Genomic DNA, 19,499 nt, shown 5'->3' with positions numbered 1-19,499 from the left:
CACATTCCCGCTCGGCAGATGGGTCCACCAACAACGAAAAACCCTACGCGCCGGCGAACTCGACACCCACCGCAAAACCCTCCTCGACGCGCCGGAGGCCGGGATGGTCTGGGAACCCGGAGACGAAGCATGGGAGACGAAGCTCGCCGCACTCCGCTCATACCACCGAGCCCACGGACACCTCGCACCCAGACAAGACGCCATGTGGGGCGAGAGCGAGGCCGAGGGCCTGGTTCCCATCGGGCAGCTCATGGCCAACCTCCGCAGGAAGGGCGGCCTGGGCAAGGACGCTGAGCGGGCCAAGGACCGGGCGAAGCAGCTCGCGGAGATCGACCCGGACTGGAGCTGCCCGTGGCCGCTGGACTGGCAGCGGCACTACCGGGTGCTCGCCGACCTCGCCGTCGATGAGCCTGGCGGGCGTCTGCCCGAGATCCAGCCCGGCGTCACCTACGAAGGCGACGACCTCGGGCGGTGGCTCCAGCGACAGGCCAACTCCTGGGCGCAGCTGACCACCGAGCAGCAGGAACGGTTGTCGGCGTTGGGCGTGCAGCCGGCCCAGCGCCCCGCCCCGATCCCGGCAGCCAAGGGCGGCGGGAAGACGTCAGCCGCCTTCCACAGGGGCGTACAGGCCCTCGCCCAGTACATCGCCCGCGAAGGACACCACCGCATCCCCAGAACCCACGCAGAGCAGATCGCAGTGAAGGGCCAGGCAGAGCCAGCCGTCGTGAAACTGGGCGTATGGATCTCCAACACCAAAACCAGGCGCGACAAGCTCACCGAACCCCAGCGAGCCACCCTCACCGAACTCGGAGTGGAATGGGCGTAGCAGCCGCAGCAGGGCGATGAAAACCGGACACGTCATACCGCCGTGTCGAACAGCTGGAGAAGCTCGGCATGATCTGGTCTCACTTCGACGTCGCGTGGGAGGAGGGCCTGACCGCCGCGCGCGGGTGGGCCGAGGAGAACGGGCGCCTCCTGGCGCCGCTGGACGCCACGTTCCAAGGCGCGGCGGTGGGTATCTGGTGAAAGAACGCGCGGGCCGCCACCCGGAAGGCTGCCGAGAACGAGCAGCGGCGTGCCGAGAGACTGCCGGTGGAGTCGTCGGCCGGGGCGCTGTCGGATACGCGCCGCGAGCAGCTGGAGGAGATCGACGCGTCCTGGTGCCCGAGCTGACCGGTGATCTGGCAGCGCGCCTTCCACCTGGTCCGGCTCCACTTGGACGCCGGTGAGGCAACGCCCACCGAGGCGGGCGAGGTCCTGCGCCAGGGTGAGGATCCGGGCGGTGGGTGACATCGGTGCGGTTCGGCTGGGACCAGCTCACGACCGTGTAGCAGTGGATGTGCGAGCAGGTCCTCGGGATCGAGCCCGCCAGCGAGGACGAGAGGCCGAAGCGCCGGACGCAGACCGCCAAGTGGTCCGCCAGCCTCGCGGCCGCCCCGGCAGTTCTTCGAACGCGAGGGCCACCTGAAGGTCCCGCGCAAGCACGTGGAGACCGTGCTCTCCGAGGAAGGCTGGGAGCTCCAGTTCCGTCAGGGGGCATGGGTCAACAACCAGCGCAGCCGGGCCGCCACGCTGACGCCGGAACGGGTGGAGCAGCTCTCCGTCATTGGGATGCGATGGACATAACCACGACAGCCTGGGTTGCAGTGGTGCCGGGCCAGAGCGTGTCGTCCGCGCTCAGAAGGGAGGTTCATCGCTGTACGTCTTCTGGCTGTTTGTCTTCTTTTGCGGCGTTCCGGTGGCCCAGGGATCATCCTGTGGCTGCTGGTGCGAAGCACCCCACCCCCCTGGGTTCGAACCACCGCCCCAGCCCCCCGTCGGGGCGGCCGGCGGAGACGGCTGCGGAACCGGCGCCAGCTGAGGGTGGTCTGCCTCGTCATCAGGTTCAACACCGTCAACGGCGTCGTTCCATAGATCGCGGATGTATTCGCGAAGCGTGCGGGTGTCGTTGTCCTCGTCGTAGTCGTTGGAGTCGGAGAACCTTCTCCACGTCGGGTCCTGGTCTCCCATTCGGCAGAGAACCTCGTGCACCGCTCTCACCGTGGGCCAGGTGCTGGTGGTCTCGCCTTTGAGGAGCCTCCGAACCGTCTCACGGCTCACAGTCACGGGGGCGGAACCATGCGTTTGAGTAACGGCTGCCGCGATGCTGACCGGTGAGGGGCGCCCGGCTGCGCGGAAGTAGGTGAACAGCTCGCCTACGAAGGCCCTCCTGGACCCAGGCGGGAGCTCATCCACGCTCGGCATTCGCAACATCTTGGACATGCCCAACTCCAGCTCACTACAGCCCATTTGAACTCACAAGAGTCTAGCTTGGCCCCGGCATGACACCCACTGAGAACAGGAATAAGCAAGTCTCGCCTCACAAGGACTGGACAGGCCCCAAGAAGACACGTCTTCTACTTGCTTTGCCCCACGAAAACACAGAAGAACTATCTCTACCAAAACACTGTTTTCGCTGGTCAGAGCGCTATTCAGAGTGCTTTCGTTGACGTCATCCGCCCCACTGGACGCAGTGGCGTCTCAACAGGCGGACAAACGGCACTGCCGTCACCGGAAACGGCGACGGCCCCCTGGTGGGCAGGGAGCCGTCTGCAGAGGACCGAACGTTCCCGACGAAGGAGAAGCTCAAGTCCATGAACGAGACTACGGCTCCGACCCCGGCACCGAAACCCCCGAGTACATCCCGGTGGGCGGTGCGAGCACGACGGATGCGCAATGAGGCCGGCCTCTACCTGATCCGCGGCGCAGCCACTTCTGCCGGAGGCGCCATCGTGGCGTACGGCGGTGTCTGGCTCCATTCCCGCTGAGGACGGTTCAGACTGGCCCTGGAACGAGTTCGTGTTCGTTTGAACAGCCACGCATCCGCCTCAGCCCGTGAGCAGCCAGGAACGAGCAGCGGGCCGGACAGGGTGATCTGTCCGGCCCGCTGTCGTCGGTCAGCCGAAGTCGCGCGTCTCCTGTGCGAAGTCGGCCGGGGCCGGGCTGGGCAGGGGCGGCGGCGGTGCACCGTCCTGGCGTGCCGTCTTCCAGCGCTCGGTCAGCTCGTCCTTCCAGCCCTTGGGCGGAGGCCACGGGACGCCCCAGGCGGCAAGTTGTGCCCTGCTGTAGCCGCCCTTGGGTGAGCGTGCGGCTTCGACTTCTTCAGGTGAGGGGAGTTGCGTCATGAAGGGTGAACGCTCTGCGTGCAGAAGTTGTCCCGCAAGGGGGTGGTGGAAGATCGACAGGTCAGTTGTCTTGCTCAGCGGGAGCCATCCCTCAGGCATTGGGGAGCTCGCAAGCGAGGGGGCTGGAGCACCGACGGGTGCGTAATACATTTCGGCGGGTTCTTCCCACACGGTCGTTTTCAAGGCGACCCGCTCACCGAAGATCTCCTGTCGGAGTTGCAGCAGACCAGCCTCGTTCAGGGCTCGGATGGGTGCTGTCACGTTGTTGGGTTGCAGGTGCCTGACGGTGCGTCGTGGCCTGGTGGGCTTGCGGTCCGGGCCTGTGGTCAGGCCGTGGTGGGCCGGCCGGCAGCGCCGGTGATCTGGTCCCAGATCGCGAAGCGGACGGTCATCTCGGCTCGGTGGTCGGAGGCTGTCATCAGGTGGCGGTGAGGGCGGAAGTGGGGTGAGATGCCGCTGAACGCGGACAGGAACCGCTGGGCCCCGCCGACGGAGCGGAATCCCTTCATGGCGCGTTCGCGCTGCCGGGTGGGCTGATGACTGTTCTCGGCCCGGTTGTTCAGGCCCTTGTGGGAACGGTGTTCCACCGAGGGCATGACCTCGCGGTGCGCCGCGCCGTAGGAACGGAGCTTGTCGGTGACGACCACCCGCGGCACCGTACGGGTCTTCTTCATCAGGCGGCGGAAGAAGCGTCCTGCCGCGGCCTTGTCCCGGCGGCTCTGCAGGAGGATGTCGAGCACGTTGCCGTCCTGGTCGACGGCCCGCCACAGGTACTTCTGCTCTCCGTTGATCTTCACGAAGACCTCGTCCAGGTGCCACTTGTCCCCGGGCCGTGGCCGACGGCGGCGCAGTCCGTCCGCGTAGGCCTGGCCGAACTTGGCGGACCAGCGGCGGATGGTCTCGTAGGAGACGATGACGCCGCGCTCGAGCATCAGCTCCTCGACCTCGCGGAAGGACAGCGGGAAGCGGAAGTACAGCCATACCGCGTGCGCGATCACCTCCACCGGGTACCGGTGGCCCTTGTACGACGGCGACGCGGACGACACGAACGAATCCCTCCCCGGCACGACCAACCAGAAAATCATCCCACCCGGCCAGTCAACGTGACAGTGCCTGGCCGGGCGCTGAGAGGACGATCTGCCCGGAGCCTGGCTGACAGACCACTCGCAGCAGAGGCGGCCGGCCAGCATCCACGACTACGAGGTGGCTTCCGCGACGACGACGTGAAGCGTCACTGCGGCGAAGAAGGGCCCCGTAGCGAGATGGTCGAGCCACCTCTGCGATGCCAGGGCTGACAGGTAGCCCGCGGACACGGCGCGCTCGGTGTTGCGCTGAAGGCCGAGGACCTGGTCTGCGGCCTGAACATCACGAAAGACCGACGTGACCGGGACAACGGCCAGCACCGCGAATCCCGCATCTGGTGCGAGCCTGGCCAGTTGACGGCCGATGACCCCGTTGCGTACGACCTTGTCCGTCACGTGGCGGGTGTAAGCGCGCGAGACCTCGATGTCGGGGTAGTCGATGGTCAGCGAATCCCAGTCGGGTTCGCCCATGACAAGTCTGCCGCCCGGACGCAGTACACGCCGGGCCTCTGCAAGCGCCCTGGCCGGGTCCGCCGCGTGCTGAAGCACTCGCTCGGTCCGGGCACGGTCGATGCCGCCGTCCTCGAGCGGGAGCGTGTGGATATCGCCCAGCTGTACCTCGACCGCGGACAGACCTTCCGTACGCCTTTGTGCTTGCTCGACCATCTTCTGACTGGAGTCGATGCCGATCACTCTGCCGGACGGGCTGACCGCCTTGGCGAGGGTGCTGAGATCTGTGCCGGGTCCGCAGCCCAGATCGAGTACGGTCTGGCCGGGCCTGGCATCCAGTGCGTGGAGCATGACGCTCTTGTAGGAACGCGCCGTGTCCGTCGCGGCCAGTCGGTCGAGGTAGCTGATCTCATCAGGAACAGCGCTCTCGAATACGCGCCCGGACAGGCGGGCCATGGAGAGCGCCTCCTGCTCCAGCAGTTCCCGCCCAGCAGGCGTGAGGCAGACCGGGCGTTGGCGGCCCTTTCCCTCCAGGGGCTTCACCAGCTGCTTCGCCTCCAGACGGGCCAAGGCTCCGTAGAGGCTCCCGGGCCCCAGACGATGCCCGGAGACCTGCTCGATGGCCGCGTTGATGGCGTACCCGTGCAGCGGACCATCGGTCAGTGCGCACAGCACAAGCATCTGGGCGTCATTGGTGCGCATGACTTCTCCCACCGTGTTTGACCTCCGGAATGCGTTCCTATGATGGTACACGGCACGTAGTACGTGCCGCGTAGTATCCCGTACAGGTGAACGACGGACTCCAGCGGCAGGTGAGCGCGAGCTCCGGCCTGGCCCCTCCGGGCCGGTGCCGCGGACGACGCCAGACACCACGACGAGCCGACCTCTGCAGCGCGCCAAGAACTTCCGTCTCTGCCCTGGGCACCACGCGAAAGGCCTCACAATGCGCACCGCCGATCTCTTCTACGCCCTGTACACCCGTCGGCTGCGCCGGCAGACCGCAGCGGGCCCGCTGCCCGAGCACCTCGGCCTGATCATGGACGGAAACCGCAGGTGGGCCCGCCAGATGGGCATGGCCAACCCGAGCATCGGCCATCGGTACGGTGCCGAGCACGTGGAGAACGTGCTGTCCTGGTGCGAAGCGGCAGGCATCAAGCACGTGACGGTCTTCGTCTGCTCCACGGAGAACCTACAGCGCCGCGGCAACGTCGAGGTGTCCTTTCTCATGCAGGTGATCGAGCAGGTGGTGGCAGTTCATCTCACTCGCCCTGACGCCCGCTGGCAGGTGCGCATCGCGGGAACCCTCGACGCCCTGCCTGACTCCACGGCCCACGCTCTCAAGGAAGCGGTGGAGACGACCCGCGGCTGCACCACCGGATCACAAGTGACCCTCGCCATCGGCTACGGCGGAAGGCAGGAAGTCATCGATGCCATGCGCGAACTGCTCCACGAACAGGCAGCAGCCGGAACCACCCTCGAAGACCTCGCAGCACGCCTGACGACGGACGACATCACCCGCCACCTCTACACGGCTGGACAACCTGACCCAGACCTCGTCATCCGCACCAGCGGAGAACAGCGCATGTCGAACTTCCTCCTGTGGCAGAGCGCCTACTCGGAGCTGTACTTCTGCGAGGCCTACTGGCCGGCCTTCCGAGAGATCGACTTCCTGCGCGCCCTGCGCAGTTACTCGGCCCGGCAACGCCGCTACGGCGCATGAGGTGTGCACACAGCCTCACCCGGACACGGCCCAGAACTGACGTTCCCCTGCTGTTGTTGCCGGGCGCAAGCAGACTGGTGAGTTCGGCAGTCGCCTCCCGGGTCGGCTTGAAGCAGTGGCAGACGTGCTCCGGCTTCTTGCGCCGGGACTTGGCCATCAGCATCAGCAGGCTCGCGCACAGATACCAATTTGTTTGCCGTTCGGGGAGGACCTTGATGAATGTCACCTTGCAGGTGGACTCGACGCCGTCTGCCTCTGCGCTCTTCCTGCGCCCTTGGAATGATGGCGACGTCGAGCCCCTGGTCGAGGCATATCGCGATCCCACGCTGCGTCGTTGGACGGGGCTTTCTGTAGAGAGCATCGAGGATGCAGTGGAGTGGCTGGAGCTTCAGAGACGCGGCTGGGCAACCGGCAAACGGCTGAGCTTCGCTGTGCATGAAGATCGCTCTGGCACTGGGGAGGGCCGGCTGGCTGGCAACGTGGCCATGAAGCGGACCAGTTCCAGCCAAGAATCCGCAGAAGTCGGCTACTGGACAGCAGTCCACGCCCGAGGCCGGGGGGTGGCCCCTCGTGCCCTCGAAGCTCTCACCAGCTGGGCCTTCGAAATCTTCGCGGTCGAAGGTCTGGAACGTCTCGACCTGCTCCATCAGGTGGACAACCTCGCCTCGTGCCGGGTTGCGGAGAAGGCCAGATACGGGTTTCACCAGTTCCTTCCGGCTCGGCCGCCTTTCCCCAGGGACGGCCACTTACATATACGACGAGCCGACACTCCGGCCTGATGCCGGAGAGAAGCTGCCTGCCAAAGCGTTGTCAACTGCTCGATGAGGACGGGGCCCACCCGCGAGGCGGGAGGATGGCGAGCCGCCTCGACCTCGCCAGCGGGTTCACCGGCGAGCTCCTGGACGACTAGGCCGGAACCGGGGCGCACCGAATCGAAGTCGAGCACCAGGACGACACCAGCGCAACATTCCGAGATGACAAGACGGAGACCTCAGCATGCCTACCGCCGAAAACCATGCCCAGTTCGCACGTCCGGCCCAGGTGAACGACTATGACAGCTTCGCCGAGTCGTACTCGGCCCTGAGCGAGACCAGCCTCCTGAACGCCTACTACGAGCGGCCCGCGATGCTGTCCCTTGCCGGGGACGTGGCCGGCCGCCGGATCCTGGACGCCGGATGCGGCTCTGGCCCTCTGTTCGCTGCGCTACGCGATCGGGGTGCCCTCGTCACCGGCCTCGACTCCAGCGCCCGGATGGTCGAGCTGGCACGGCGGCGGCTGGGTTCCGACGCGGCCCTGCATGTGGCCGACCTGGGCAACCCGCTGCCGTTCGCCGACGGTGCGTTCGACGATGTCCTCGCCTCGCTGGTGCTGCACTACCTGAAGGACTGGGGGCCGACACTGGCCGAGGTGCGGCGAGTGCTCAGGCCCGGCGGTCGACTGATCGCATCGGTGCAGCACCCTTTCGTGGACTACGCCATCCAGGACCCTCGGCCCGATTATCACGCGACCACCAACTACACCGACGAATGGACCGACCTGGTTGGACAGACCACCTGGATGAGCTTCTGGCGTAGGCCACTGCACGCGATGACCGACGCCTTCACCTCGGCCGGCTTCCGCCTGGCCGTCATCAGCGAGCCACAGCCCGATCCGGCCGCCCGCGAGCTGTACCCCGACGACTTCCACAGCCTCTCGACCAAAATGTGCTTCCTGTTCTTCGTTCTGGAGGGACCCCCGGCTACCGGCTCGGCCGAGTAACGAGCGCCTGCGGCCGGCCCGCTCCGTGGCAGCTGCAGTACCCGCGAGGACAAGGCCACGCCGTACGGAATCCTTCAGCTCGATGGCGGCACGCTGCACCTCCAGCAGTGTCGTGGTTGTTTCGAACAGCGGGCCCTGCCGCACCGCTTCCATCTGAAAGTGGTCCTCGCGCACCTGGAGCAGGCCGAGCGGCAAAAGCGTTGCGGTCGGCAGCCGTACGCCCGAAAGCTGGAACACACAGACGACGTGCACCGATTCCGAGGCTCCGCCCGTAGGGGTTCGGTGGCCTCCGCGTCCGCACCCAGTCCAGCGTGTCACTTGGCCGCGGTTTCGTGGCCGACGGCGTACTGCCCACGGCCCCCCCTCCACCATGATCAACCCGAAGATCATCCCCCCCGTCAGCCAACGTGACAGTGCCCCTCCATGCCCAACGCGACCACGCCACCTACCTGCACGAACGCGGCGCCCACTACCTGCTGACCATCAAGAACAACCAGCGCGGCCAGGCCCGCCAACTCCACGCCCTGCCCTGGAAGGACATCCCCGTGATCCACCGCGACGACGCACGAGGGCACGGCCGCCACGAGCAACGGATCGTCCAGGTCGTCACCGTCGCGGGCCTGCTCTTTCCATACGCGGCCCAGGTCCTGCGGATCCAGCGCCGTCGCCGCCTCTACGGAGCAAAGAAGTGGTCCAGCGAGACCGTCTACGCCATCACCGACCTGACCGCCGAAGAGGCGAACGCGGCCGAGATCGCGTCTTGGGCTCGCGGGCACTGGACAGTGGAAAACACCGCCCACTGGGTCCGAGATGTCGTCTTCGGAGAGGACAAGTCCCAGGTCAGAAGCCAAAACGCGCCCGCCGTACTCGCTGCCGTCCGTGACCTGATCCGCAGCGCACTCAAGCTCGCCGGATACGTCAACACCGCCGCCGGACGCCGAGCCCACACAGACCGCCCCCGCGTCCTCACTCTCTACGGCATCACATGATCAAAACGGACGAGCCAGGCAAACGCCGGGGCCCTGCGGTCGGCGTGGACGGTCTCGGGGACGATGCCGTTGCGTTGGATGGTTTCGCGAATCAACTCCTCAGCGCGCTGGGCTGATTCGGCGCGCTCCACGGTGTGGCCGACGATGTAGCGGCTGAAGATGTCGATGATGACGTATGCGTGGTACCAGGTGCCCTTGGCCGGTCCGGCGAGTTTGGTGATGTCCCAGGTGAACACCTGGGAGGGGGCGGTGGCGACCAGTTCGGGCACGGTCTTGGCCGGGTGGGTGGCCTGACGGCGGCGCTCGCCGGACTGGCCCCTTTCGCGCAGGATCCGGTACATCGTGGAGACCGAGCAGTGGTAGCGGCCAGCGTCCAGCTCACGGGCCCAGATCTGCGCAGGCGGAAGCTCCTCATACTCGGCACTGTTCATCAACTCCGCTACTGCTGCACGCCCTTGGTCCGTCAGAGCTGACGGCTGCACCTGGACGTGGGAGCGGGGTGCACGGGCCGCCGGGGGCTTGAGCCTGCGGTAGTGGGTGGCCCTTGAACGGCCGGTCAGCCGGCACGCGGCCGTGATGCCCAGCTGATCCTCAACGCCGGTGAACGCGGTATCCACCACCGGGTCGGTGGCGTGCTTCAGTCCGCGCTCTCGGAGATCATTTCCAAGAGCGCGGAGGCTTTTCCCATCACCTCGAGTGCAGCCTTGTTCCGGGCCAGGTCCTTCTGCAACCGCTCTACCTGCTGTCGCAGCTTCTCGTTCTCCACCTCCGCAGCGGACCTCTTCGCCCGGGCGGGGCTGGTCCGGCGGTCGACCAGGTTCTCCAGGGCCCCGGCATCCCGGGCTGCCCGCCACTCCTTGACGTGCGAGTGGTAGAGGCGTTCCCGGCGCAGGACCGCGCCCTTCTCGTTCCTGGGCGCGGCGTCGTACTCGGCGACGATCCGCATTTTGTACTCCGAGGTGAAGGTACGGCGCTTCGGCCTCGGTGCCGGGTCGGACCCGACGGGCTCGGTGCTGGGCATAAAAGGTGATTCTCCTGTCGCGCCCTCTCAGGCTAACCCGACGAAGCGGGACGTCTCACCCAAGGCTGGCAGAGAGGGGATGAGCAGTTCCGCCTCACGCGTCACTGCTGCCTACCCCAGTGCCATCACCAGCGACGCCTGATCCTCCGGCGGTCAGGCCACATCCGGCGTCGGCGGTCCGCGTTCACCGCTGTTCCCGCAGCAGCGCGAGGCGACGTTTGTATTCGTCCTCGTCGATTCCCCCGCGGGCGAACCGCTCGGCGAGCAGGTCCTCGGCTCGACTGCCTCCCCACCCGTGCTCGCCGGACGGAGGAGGCGAGCCGGGCTGGTGGCCACGGTGGGCGCTGGTCAGGTAGTGCACAAGGGCAACGATGCCAGCGAGCCGTCCTGGCCTTCCTCGCCGGCGTCACCACCCTGCTCGCCATCGACCCCGAACAGCGCGTCGCCCTGCATGCCCTCCCCATCTGGGCCGCCGTCCTTTTCGCCGGCTATCACATCTCCCGCCGCAGAGCCCGCACGGTCAAGAGCTCTGGCGCTCAGTCGCACAGCGTCAAGGGAACAGAAGACACCCCTGAACCCCTCGGCTGGACAGCGCCTCCAAGTGCGCAGCGGTGACTCACCAGGCGCATACGGGCCCGGCGGCTGGGGTCCCTTCTCGGCGCGGTCCTCGGCCTCCGGGCCTGGGGCCGCGCCGGACCCGCCGGCTCCGGGAGCCGACATGGAGAACGTCTTCCCACAGGCGAGGGCCTGAAGGCGCTGTTCGACACGGCGGCCGGGTGGCTGCGGGAGCGGCGGGTGCTGCTGTTGGGGGTGACCGGGCGACGGCCGCCGTCGCGGCGCGAGCCCTGTTCTCTGCCTCTCAGAAGCCCGGTGGGGTCTCTGACCAGACGCAGACTGCTGGGACATCACCCGGGTTGCTGTATCGGTGCGGTACAGAGGAGTCGAAGCTGACGCAGTCGCCGGGTTGCAGGCGGTAGTGCACGCCGTCGACCCAGTATTCCAGCTCCCCGCTCAAAAGGAGACCGACCTCCTCGCCGCTATGGGTGTGCGGGTTGTCCCCGGAGGATGCTCCTGGGACAACCTCCAGCATCATCATTTCGAGCTTGCCACCGTGCTTGGGATTGAGAAGGGTGTACGTAACCCCTTCCACGCCTGCCCGAGTGAGCTCAACGCGTTGATCGGGACGCGTGAGCACACGGCGCTCGCGGTCGACCGCGTGGAACAGCTGGCTGAGCGTCGTACCGAGGGCGTTGACGATCGTGCGCAGCGTATTGATCGTCGGGCTGTTCACGTCACGCTCAACGTTGCTGAGATAGCTGCGGGACAAGCCCGTCTTCTCCGCCAGCTTCTCCAGCGTGAAGCCCCGCTCCAGGCGCTCTCGGCGGAGGTGCTGGCCGATTCCGTCATTGCGCGGAGACGCGGGTGATGCGGGCGCGTGATCGTCGGTGGACACAGACTCTCCTCTAGTAAATACAACGCGCCATCCATCATAGTGTTTGCAAGCTATGTCGCAGATAATCTATGCTCCGTCGCATATACATGCCACGCCCGCGATGTGGCTGCCTTCATCGCCAGGCCAGGCGGGCAGCCATCGCCCTCTGAGACGAGTGCCGCACGACACCGCCGGCGATCCCGGCGATCTGGAGGACCAATGGATCACGGCACGCCACCAGGCAGATGCCGAACTCGTGAGATGCCCGAGCTCCGGCTCAACCTGCGCGCGCTGGAGCACAACGTCCAGCTGATGGCGGCCTGGTGCCGAGATCAGGGCGTCGCGCTGTGCCCGCACATCAAGACCACCATGACGCGCCCCATAGTCGAGCGGCAGATGGCTGCCGGCGCATGGGGCGTCACGGTGGCGACCGTGAGGCAGGCCGGCATAGCCCTGGACTGGGGAGTGCGGCACGTGATCATCGCCAACGAGGTGATCCACCGCCTTGACCTCACCCTCGTGCGGCAATGGCTCGACGAGACACCGGGGCTGGAGCTCTACTGCTTCGTGGACTCCATGGCCGGGCTGGACCTCGCCCGGTCGGCCATGGAAGGCGCGCCCAATCCCCTGCGCGTCCTCATCGACGTCGGCGCGGACGGAGGCCGGACCGGGGTGCGGGAGCCCGCCGCGGCGTATGAACTCGGCACGGCCGCCCAGGCGTCACCTGGACTCCTCCTGGCCGGCGTCGCGGGCTACGAGGGCGTCCGGCCCAACCTCCGGGACTCCGCCACACTGGCGGACGTCGACGCGCACTGCCAGGAAGCGATCGCGGTCTTCCGCAGCCTGACACCGCTGTTCCAGACCCCACAGCCCATCTTCAGCATGGGCGGCTCCGCCTTCCCCGACCGCGTCGTCGACGCCCTGTCAGAGCTCATGAAGCAACAACGTGCTCTGCCTATGGTGCCCGTCCTGCGATCGGGCTGCTACGTCACCCATGACCACGGCACGTACGAACATGTCTCCCCTCTGCCAGAGCTGAGCGCAGCACTGACCGTCCGGGCGGTCGTGCTCTCCACGCCAGAACCAGGACGGGTCATCGTCGGCGCCGGGAAACGTGAACTGCCCTACGACGCGGGGCTGCCAGTGCTCATCAGCGCCTACGACGCACAAGGAGCGCCGCGACCGGCCGCCAAGGCCACGGCAGCCCACATCTACGACCACCACCTGATCCTCACGGACGCACGCGGTCTGCGGGTAGGCGACACCGTCGACCTCGGGATCTCCCACCCGTGCTCCGCCTTCGACCGGTGGCCCGACATTGCCGTGGTCGACGACGAAGGCCACAACCACGACGAGTGGCACCCCCAGTTCCGATGACCGTGATGACGAAGTCCCACTCCGCGGACTCACATCGTGAGCCCCAGCAGGGGCCCTTCAAGGGAGATGCAGACATGCACAACACTGAGAAGAAGATCGAGTCGATGGGTCTGACCCTGTCGGCGGTCGCCGCACCGCTCGCCGCATACGTCCCGGCCATCCAGTCGGAACGCTACGTCCACACCTCCGGACAGCTCCCCCTGATCGACGGCAAGCTGCCGCTCACCGGCAAGGTCGGTGCCGAAATCTCCCCGGAGCAGGCCAAGGACCTGGCCCGTACCTGTGCGCTGAACGCCCTGGCGGCCGTGAAGTCGGTCGCCGGTGATCTGGACCGCATCAAGCGCGTCGTCAAGGTCGTCGGATTCGTCGCCTCCGCACCGAACTTCACCGGCCAGCCCGGCGTCATCAACGTCGCCAGCGAGCTGCTCGGGGAAGTCCTCGGCGACAAGGGCATCCATGCCCGCAGCGCCCTCGGAGTCGCCGTCCTCCCACTGGACGCTCCGGTCGAGGTCGAGCTCCAGGTCGAGCTCATGGACTGACACCGCCAGTCAGGCGGCGGAGCTGTGCCGACCTGAACGCCCGCCAGGGAGAGCCCGAGCGGGGCACCATGGCGAGGCAACCTCCGCCGTCTGACGCTTCCGCAGCGCGCGACGTGATCACGCGCAATTCTGCCGTGCGGGAGACGTGTCGCCCTCCCGCGATGACGCCAGGTCCGGAAGGCGATACCTCCGGTGCGCATCGCAGACAATCCTGCCGTCCGCTGTCGCGGCCGTCACTTGCGGGGGCCGCCGCAATGCCGTTGCTTGAGCGTTCAGCCAGTTCCCGGTAAGTATGTGACGGGATGGTTGTCCGACTGTTGTACCGTCTGTGCATCCTTGGACCGGGGCATCGGATCGCGTGCGGCTCGGCGTGGTCACCCAGTGGGTGACGCCCGAGTTGGTGGACGAAGTGCTGACAGAGTGCGGGACCGGAGGCCAGGCGCGCTACCGGTCGGATTCATGGTCTACTTCACGCTCGCCCTGGCCCTGTTCCACCAGGACTCATACGACGACGTCGCGGAGAACCTGGTGAGCGCGGTCGCTGGGATGCACGGGCACATCTCGGGTGTCACGGCCCTGCCCGGTGTGGACGCGGACCGTGGCCCGGCCGGTCAGACGCAGGTCGTCGAAGCGGTAACGGTTGCCGTCCAGGTCCGACAGAGTCCACCCGTCCAGTTTCACCGCCCGGCGACCGGTGTTGGTGACCTCGACCCACTCCCCGTTCAGCGAACGATTGGAGTAGTCGTCACGGCCCGGGCTGTTGTACTGGATGTCGCCGAGCACGACCTTGGGGTACGCCGCGATCTACCAGGCGCTCTACGTCCAGGGACTCGGCGCGCTCAAGCATGAGCCACCCTCGCACGGCCAACGAGGGCAGTGACGGCCGGTCAGCTCAGCCGCGTAGGCGCGACAGCGCCGTCGTCGCCACTGAGTTGTGCACCGTGAAAGCAATCGTGCCCGGCAGAAAGCGGTCGTCCGACCACATCAACGGTCTGCCCGCCTGGTCCGTGGCCCGCCGCCGCTCCCGCATCAGCGGCGCGTCCGGAGCACAGCCGAGGAGGCGCGTGTCGTCGGCATCGGCATAGACGAGGTCAATGGTGTGTTCCGTGTCCGCGAACACCACTCCCTCCTCCGCCAGTGGATCGGTGTGCGAGATCGCGTGGGGATCCAGGCGCTTGATCAGGGCGCCGATCCGCTCGGGGTAGAGAGTCCTCTCGACCATGATTGGAACACGCGACAGCGTCCGCAGCCGGAGCACCCGGTATATCTGCGCCCCCGGAGCGAGGCTGAGCTGCTCGCATTCCAACGGTTCTGCGGGACGGCGTTCGATGTCGATCGTGCGACTGCCCGGTTCCTCTCCGAGCGAGCGTGCCCATCGGGTGAAACTCAGCAACTCGAAAAAACTCTGCGTACGTGCGGTGCCGAGCACGACGCGGCGCGTGCCACGTCGGGAAGTGACCAGGCCGTTGGCGCGCAGCACGGCCAGCGCCTGACGGACGGTGCCGCGTGAGACGCCGTACTGCTGGGCGAGCTTCTCCTCGCTGGGCAGCCGGCCGTCCGACCCGTAGGCGCCGGCAGCTATGGCCTCGCGCAGGTCAGCCGCCAGCCGCCGGTACCGGGCTCCGGTGGTGCCGCCCCCCGCGACCGCCATTCTGCTCTCCTTCTCCCTCAGCCGCCCATCGCCGCTGCTGTGGAACGTGAGCCTATCCGTTCCCGAACGTGGCTCACCGATCAGGCCCCTCCCGCCGCACAGCCCGCGATCTCTTCCCGAGAGGCTTCTCCGCGCGTTCGCCGGCGTTCATCTTCCGTACACCGCCTCCCGAGGTAATGAGTCAAGTTGTACAGCCAACTTATTCCCATGGGAGATTCCATTGAGACTGCACCGCGTTCCCTCGGCAGGCCTTTTCTGTGTCCTTGCCGCGGCCGCGCTGGGACTCAGCGCATGCGGCCTGACCAGTGCAGATGGGGCAAGCGATAGCGGGAGCAAGGCCGCGACCGCCGTCTCGGCACAGGATGCCGGCGGCCTCGACGCTCTCGTCGCAGCCGCGAAGAAGGAGGGCAAGTTGAACGCCATCGCCCTTCCTCGGGACTGGGCGAACTACGGCGAGATCATCGACACCTTCGAGAAGAAGTACGGGATCAAGGTCGAGGTCGAGAACCCCGACGCCTCCAGCCAGGACGAGATCGCCGCAGTCACCTCCCGCAAGGGACAGGACCGGTCTCCGGACGTCATCGACGTGGGTAGCGCCTTCGCCATCAGCGCGGCCCAGCAGAACCTGCTGGCGCAGTACCGCGTCTCAGCCTTCGACCAGATCCCGAAGAAGCAGAAGGACGCTCAGGCACGCTGGTACAACGACTTCGGCGGCTACGTCTCGATCGGTTGTGACGCGGCCCGCGTCAAGAAGTGCCCCAAGACCTTCGCCGACCTGCTCGATCCGCAGTACAAGGGCCAGATCGCGCTGACCGGCAATCCGACGAAGTCCGGCTCGGCCTTCGGTGCCGTATACGCGGCGGCACTTGCCAACAAGGGCTCCTTCGACGACATCAAGCCCGGCCTGGACTTCTTCGCCCGCCTGAAGAATTCCGGCAACTTCAACCCTGTCGAGTCGAGCCCTGCGACCATCCAGAAGGGTGAGACGCCGATCAGCATCAACTGGGACTACCTCAACGCCGGATACGTCGACGAACTCCGCGCCAAGGGCGTCGACTGGAAGGTGAGCGTCCCGGCCGACGGCGTGTACGCCCAGTACTACTCGCAGGCCATCGTGAAGTGGGCACCGCACCCGGCCGCTGCCCGCTTGTGGCAGGAGTTCCTCTACAGCCCCGAAGGCCAGAACCTGTGGCTCAAGGGCCACGCCCGCCCCGTGCTGATGCCCTCGATGCAGAAGGCCGGCACGCTCGACACCGCCGTCGCCGCCAAGCTCCCGCAGGCACCCGACGGCAAGACCGCCTTCCCGACGGAGGATCAGGTCAGCAAGGCCAAGCAGGACGTCGTTCAGGGCTGGGGCCGGGGCGCCGGCGAATGAGTACCCTCCAAGCAGTCGCCAGAGGCGACAACCCGACCCGCTCCTCCGGAAGCAGTACTCGTGCGGGTGCCGCCCGGCGGTGGCGCCTTCCTCGCTCGGCAGGCTGGCTGGGTGCCGTGCCGCTGCTCCTCTTCGCCGCCTTGGTGTTCGGCCTGCCCGCCGGGACGATGGTGTTCGGCGCGCTCACGACGCCCGAAACTGTGCCCGGCGGGGCCCGTTTCACCGGCGCAAACATAAGCGCCTCACTGCACGGCCCCTACCTGACCGCGCTCATCGGAAGCGTCAAGCTCTCCGCCGTCTCCGCGCTGATCGCCGCGGTCGTCGGTCTGCCGGTCGCCCACGCGGTCGTGACCTCGCGATTCCGCGCGCTGCGCGAGGCGGTCCTGGCCGGGGCGGGCGTACTCGCGAACTTCGGCGGTGTGCCGCTCGCGTTCGCTTTCGTGGCGACGCTCGGCAACGCCGGGGTGCTGACGACTCGCTTCAACCTGCTCGGCCACGGCTGGAATCTGTACAGCTTCTGGGGCCTGACCCTGGTCTACCTCTACTTCCTGATTCCGCTCATGGTCCTCACGCTCGCCCCCGCTCTGGAGGGACTGCGGCGGCAGTGGCGCGAGGCCGCCCACAACAACGGCGCAAGCACCTTCCGGTACTGGATGCACGTCGCCCTGCCGATTCTCATGCCATCGCTGCTCGGCGGCTATGTCTTGCTGTTCGGCACCGCGTTCAGTGCGTACGCGACGGCCGCCGCGATGGTCGGCAGCTCGGTACCGCTGGTCACCATGCAGATCGCGGACGCGCTGTCCGGCAACGTCCTGGTCGGCCAGGACAACGTCGCCCTGGCGCTCGGCGTCGACATGGTGCTGGTCGCGGGGCTTGTCATGGCAGTCCAGGTGCCGTTGCAACGCAGGAGCACACGATGGCTCGCCTGAACAGGACCGGATACGGGCGCAACGCCGTACTGCTGCTCACCGGTGCGTACTTCCTCGTCCCGATCGCATGCGCCATCGCCTTCAGCATCGGAATCGGCGCCCCCCGCCAGGCCCTGGGCTTCGAGGCCTACACCGGCATCTTCGGCGCCGACGGCTTCACCGACAGCCTCACTCTGACCCTGAAACTGGCCACGGCCACCATCGCGCTGGTTCTGGTGCTGCTCGTGCCCGCACTGGTCACGGTGCGGCTGGCCGCGCCGCGTCTGCGCACACTCGTCGAGATCGTGTGCATGCTGCCGCTGGTCGTACCCGCTGTCGCCCTGGTCGCCGGCATCAGCGCGGTGCTGCGCTGGGGACCGGACCACTTTGCCGGCACCCCGCTCTTCCAAGCCATGGTCGCGCTCCAGAACCCGCAGTTCCCCATGGTTCTGGTGCTCGCCTACACGCTGATGGCGCTGCCGCTGGCGTACCGCACACTCGACACCGGGTTCGCCGCCATCGACCTGCGCGTGCTCGTCGAGGCTGCACGGTCCTGCGGGGCGCCGTGGCCGCACACCCTCATCCATGTCGTGCTGCCCAACCTTCGCGGGGCGCTGCTCAACACGGCGTTCCTGACCCTCGCACTCGTCCCCGGCGAGTACACCGTCGCCGCGGTCCTCGGCTATCAGCCGTTCGCCGTGTGGATCGTCGCCACCAGCGGCTCGCAGGCGCAGATGTCGGTGGCCGTCTCGATGGTCGGCCTCCTCGTCACCTGGATGCTGCTGCTGATGATCAGTGCCGCCGGACGTACTCGCCGCCCCAAGGAGAACTCATGACCGCCCTTCTCACCGATTCCGAAACCGTCAGGCCGACGCGGGCCGGTTCAACCGTGGAGTTCCGTGGGCTGCGCCGCACCTTCGGCACCACGACGGCGCTGGACGGACTGGACCTTGAAGTCCGCCCCGGCGAACTCCTGGCACTGCTCGGCCCGTCCGGCTGCGGAAAGACCACCGCATTGCGCACGGTCGCCGGCTTCGAGCGGCCCGACACGGGCAAAGTGCTCGTGGACGGCGAGGACATCACGCGTGTTCCCGCACACCGCCGCGAGGCGGGCATGGTGTTCCAGTCGTACAGCCTCTTTCCGCACATGACAGCCATCGACAACGTCGCCTTCGGGCTGCGGATGAGCGGGACGGGCAAAGCCGCGCGGCGGGCCCACGCCGCGGAACTTCTGGAGCTGGTCGGGCTGGCGAACCACGCCGCCCGCTTCCCGCGCCAGCTCTCCGGAGGCCAGCAGCAGCGCATCGCGCTGGCCCGGGCTCTGGCACTGCGGCCACGCGTACTGCTGCTCGACGAACCGCTGTCCGCGCTCGACGCTCAGGTGCGGCTGACGCTGCGCGAGGAGATCCGTCGCCTCCAACAACAACTGGGCATCACGACGCTGTTCGTGACACACGACCAGGAGGAGGCCCTCTCCATGGCCGACCGGGTCGCCGTGATGCGCGCCGGGAGACTCGAGCAGTGCGCGCCTCCCGCAGAGCTGTACGAACGCCCTGCGACCGCGTTCGTCGCCAATTTCGTGGGGGTGATGAGCCGGATACCGGCCCGGCCGGGGGCGGACGGCACGACCGTGGGCGCGTTCGGCCGCACGCTACCGGTCCACGGGACGCTGCCGGGCCCCGTCGGGACCGACGGCAGAAGGGGCGAGGTGGACGTACTGGTACGCCCGGAAGCGATCGGGGTCACGGCGGACGGCGATGGCACGTCCCAGATCGTGGGCGCGACATTCCTGGGCGCGACGACGAGGCTGACCGTACGGCTGGCCGGAGGCGCGGAGGTGATGGCGGACGTGGCGACTCACTCGACGGCCGGACTCCCCGTCGGTGCGAAGGTGACGCTGACCCTTCCGGACCGCCCGGTGCTGGTGGATCGCCACAGCTGGGGAAACGGTGATCGCGGTGGAAGCTGACGGCTCCGGCCGATTTTCGATCCGACCACGCCGTACGAAGCCGTCGCTTCAGACCGAACCAACC

Annotated in this window: 20 protein-coding genes and 4 pseudogenes; 13 read left to right on the top strand and 11 right to left on the bottom strand. The window is 67.2% G+C overall.

All coding sequences use genetic code 11. From position 1 onward, the window contains the following. Positions 1-4: 4 nt before the first annotated feature. The 3 genes and pseudogenes from OG936_RS37245 to OG936_RS37235 form a co-directional block, all read left to right on the top strand. Positions 5-826: pseudogene (locus OG936_RS37245) on the top strand (helicase associated domain-containing protein); the annotation flags it as partial. 68 nt (positions 827-894) lie between these two features. After that, positions 895-1,026, top strand: coding sequence for a helicase associated domain-containing protein (locus OG936_RS37240; protein ID WP_406500154.1), 132 nt, complete (start codon positions 895-897; stop codon positions 1,024-1,026). Positions 1,027-1,485: 459 nt separating this feature from the next. Further along, the gene (locus OG936_RS37235) at positions 1,486-1,626 is read left to right on the top strand and encodes a helicase associated domain-containing protein (RefSeq protein ID WP_406500153.1); all 141 of its coding nucleotides are present in this window, start codon (positions 1,486-1,488) and stop codon (positions 1,624-1,626) included. Between the two features lie 51 nt (positions 1,627-1,677). Here OG936_RS37235 and OG936_RS37230 read toward each other — a convergent pair whose 3' ends face one another. From OG936_RS37230 to OG936_RS37215, 4 genes are all read right to left on the bottom strand, one after another. Next, complete coding sequence (locus OG936_RS37230) at positions 1,678-2,262, bottom strand: hypothetical protein (RefSeq protein ID WP_406500152.1); 585 nt, start codon at positions 2,260-2,262, stop codon at positions 1,678-1,680. Between the two features lie 674 nt (positions 2,263-2,936). Continuing rightward, the gene (locus OG936_RS37225) at positions 2,937-3,164 is read right to left on the bottom strand and encodes a hypothetical protein (RefSeq protein ID WP_406500151.1); all 228 of its coding nucleotides are present in this window, start codon (positions 3,162-3,164) and stop codon (positions 2,937-2,939) included. 326 nt (positions 3,165-3,490) lie between these two features. Then, complete coding sequence (locus OG936_RS37220) at positions 3,491-4,249, bottom strand: IS6 family transposase (RefSeq protein WP_406500150.1); 759 nt, start codon at positions 4,247-4,249, stop codon at positions 3,491-3,493. 111 nt (positions 4,250-4,360) lie between these two features. Next, complete coding sequence (locus tag OG936_RS37215) at positions 4,361-5,398, bottom strand: methyltransferase domain-containing protein (protein ID WP_406500149.1); 1,038 nt, start codon at positions 5,396-5,398, stop codon at positions 4,361-4,363. 241 nt (positions 5,399-5,639) lie between these two features. Between OG936_RS37215 and uppS the strand changes: the two genes are divergently transcribed. After that, on the top strand, positions 5,640-6,416 hold the full coding sequence (gene uppS / locus OG936_RS37210; protein WP_406500148.1) for a polyprenyl diphosphate synthase: 777 nt from the start codon (positions 5,640-5,642) through the stop codon (positions 6,414-6,416). A gap of 46 nt (positions 6,417-6,462) precedes the next feature. On the opposite strand, the pseudogene OG936_RS37205 reads toward uppS, so the two are convergent. Then, positions 6,463-6,591: pseudogene (locus OG936_RS37205) on the bottom strand (site-specific integrase); the annotation flags it as partial. A 40-nt stretch (positions 6,592-6,631) separates the two neighbouring features. Between OG936_RS37205 and OG936_RS37200 the strand changes: the two are divergent. The 3 genes and pseudogenes from OG936_RS37200 to OG936_RS37190 form a co-directional block, all read left to right on the top strand. Further along, complete coding sequence (locus tag OG936_RS37200) at positions 6,632-7,195, top strand: GNAT family N-acetyltransferase (protein WP_406500147.1); 564 nt, start codon at positions 6,632-6,634, stop codon at positions 7,193-7,195. Positions 7,196-7,412: 217 nt separating this feature from the next. Beyond that, on the top strand, positions 7,413-8,174 hold the full coding sequence (locus OG936_RS37195; RefSeq protein WP_406500146.1) for a class I SAM-dependent methyltransferase: 762 nt from the start codon (positions 7,413-7,415) through the stop codon (positions 8,172-8,174). 419 nt (positions 8,175-8,593) lie between these two features. Then, a pseudogene (locus OG936_RS37190) lies at positions 8,594-9,163 on the top strand (ISAs1 family transposase); the annotation flags it as partial. Here OG936_RS37190 and OG936_RS37185 read toward each other — a convergent pair. The 4 genes from OG936_RS37185 to OG936_RS37170 form a co-directional block, all read right to left on the bottom strand. Further along, positions 9,148-9,594, bottom strand: a complete 447-nt coding sequence (locus tag OG936_RS37185; protein WP_406500145.1) for a DDE-type integrase/transposase/recombinase — start codon at positions 9,592-9,594, stop codon at positions 9,148-9,150. The pseudogene OG936_RS37190 and the gene OG936_RS37185 overlap by 16 nt on opposite strands. Before the next feature lie 206 nt (positions 9,595-9,800). Then, positions 9,801-10,184, bottom strand: a complete 384-nt coding sequence (locus OG936_RS37180) for a hypothetical protein (RefSeq protein ID WP_406500144.1) — start codon at positions 10,182-10,184, stop codon at positions 9,801-9,803. A gap of 184 nt (positions 10,185-10,368) precedes the next feature. Next, positions 10,369-10,545, bottom strand: coding sequence for a hypothetical protein (locus tag OG936_RS37175; RefSeq protein ID WP_406500143.1), 177 nt, complete (start codon positions 10,543-10,545; stop codon positions 10,369-10,371). A gap of 498 nt (positions 10,546-11,043) precedes the next feature. Continuing rightward, a complete protein-coding gene (locus OG936_RS37170) occupies positions 11,044-11,637 on the bottom strand; it encodes a cupin domain-containing protein (protein ID WP_406500142.1) in 594 nt (197 codons plus the stop codon). Between the two features lie 240 nt (positions 11,638-11,877). Here OG936_RS37170 and OG936_RS37165 point away from each other — a divergent pair, with 240 nt between their 5' ends. Further along, positions 11,878-12,993 (top strand): alanine racemase, encoded by a 1,116-nt coding sequence (locus OG936_RS37165; protein WP_406500141.1) that lies wholly within the window; start codon positions 11,878-11,880, stop codon positions 12,991-12,993. Positions 12,994-13,067: 74 nt separating this feature from the next. Next, the gene (locus OG936_RS37160; protein ID WP_406500140.1) at positions 13,068-13,532 is read left to right on the top strand and encodes a RidA family protein; all 465 of its coding nucleotides are present in this window, start codon (positions 13,068-13,070) and stop codon (positions 13,530-13,532) included. 561 nt (positions 13,533-14,093) lie between these two features. Here the strand turns inward: OG936_RS37160 and OG936_RS37155 are convergent. Further along, a pseudogene (locus OG936_RS37155) lies at positions 14,094-14,336 on the bottom strand (lamin tail domain-containing protein); the annotation flags it as partial. Positions 14,337-14,424: 88 nt separating this feature from the next. Further along, positions 14,425-15,183 carry a GntR family transcriptional regulator gene (locus OG936_RS37150; RefSeq protein WP_405680220.1) on the bottom strand — a complete coding sequence of 253 codons (759 nt, stop codon included), beginning with the start codon at positions 15,181-15,183 and terminating at the stop codon, positions 14,425-14,427. Positions 15,184-15,397: 214 nt separating this feature from the next. Here OG936_RS37150 and OG936_RS37145 point away from each other — a divergent pair, with 214 nt between their 5' ends. Genes OG936_RS37145 through OG936_RS37130 form a run of 4 tightly spaced genes read left to right on the top strand, consistent with a single transcriptional unit; the run spans position 15,398 to position 19,435 of the window. Further along, entirely contained in the window at positions 15,398-16,558 is a 1,161-nt protein-coding gene (locus OG936_RS37145; RefSeq protein ID WP_405682389.1) for an ABC transporter substrate-binding protein, read from the top strand. Next, positions 16,555-17,487 carry an ABC transporter permease gene (locus tag OG936_RS37140; protein ID WP_405680222.1) on the top strand — a complete coding sequence of 311 codons (933 nt, stop codon included), beginning with the start codon at positions 16,555-16,557 and terminating at the stop codon, positions 17,485-17,487. Before OG936_RS37145 ends, OG936_RS37140 begins: the two co-directional genes overlap by 4 nt. Continuing rightward, entirely contained in the window at positions 17,475-18,302 is an 828-nt protein-coding gene (locus tag OG936_RS37135) for an ABC transporter permease (RefSeq protein WP_406500139.1), read from the top strand. The genes OG936_RS37140 and OG936_RS37135 overlap by 13 nt, the downstream gene beginning before the upstream one ends. Beyond that, the gene (locus OG936_RS37130; RefSeq protein WP_406500138.1) at positions 18,299-19,435 is read left to right on the top strand and encodes an ABC transporter ATP-binding protein; all 1,137 of its coding nucleotides are present in this window, start codon (positions 18,299-18,301) and stop codon (positions 19,433-19,435) included. The genes OG936_RS37135 and OG936_RS37130 overlap by 4 nt, the downstream gene beginning before the upstream one ends. The last annotated feature ends 64 nt before the right edge of the window (positions 19,436-19,499 follow it).

Source organism: Streptomyces sp. NBC_00846 (genome assembly GCF_045207325.1).
In the GTDB taxonomy this organism is placed as follows: domain Bacteria; phylum Actinomycetota; class Actinomycetes; order Streptomycetales; family Streptomycetaceae; genus Streptomyces.
This window is presented reverse-complemented; position numbering and strand designations above follow the sequence as displayed.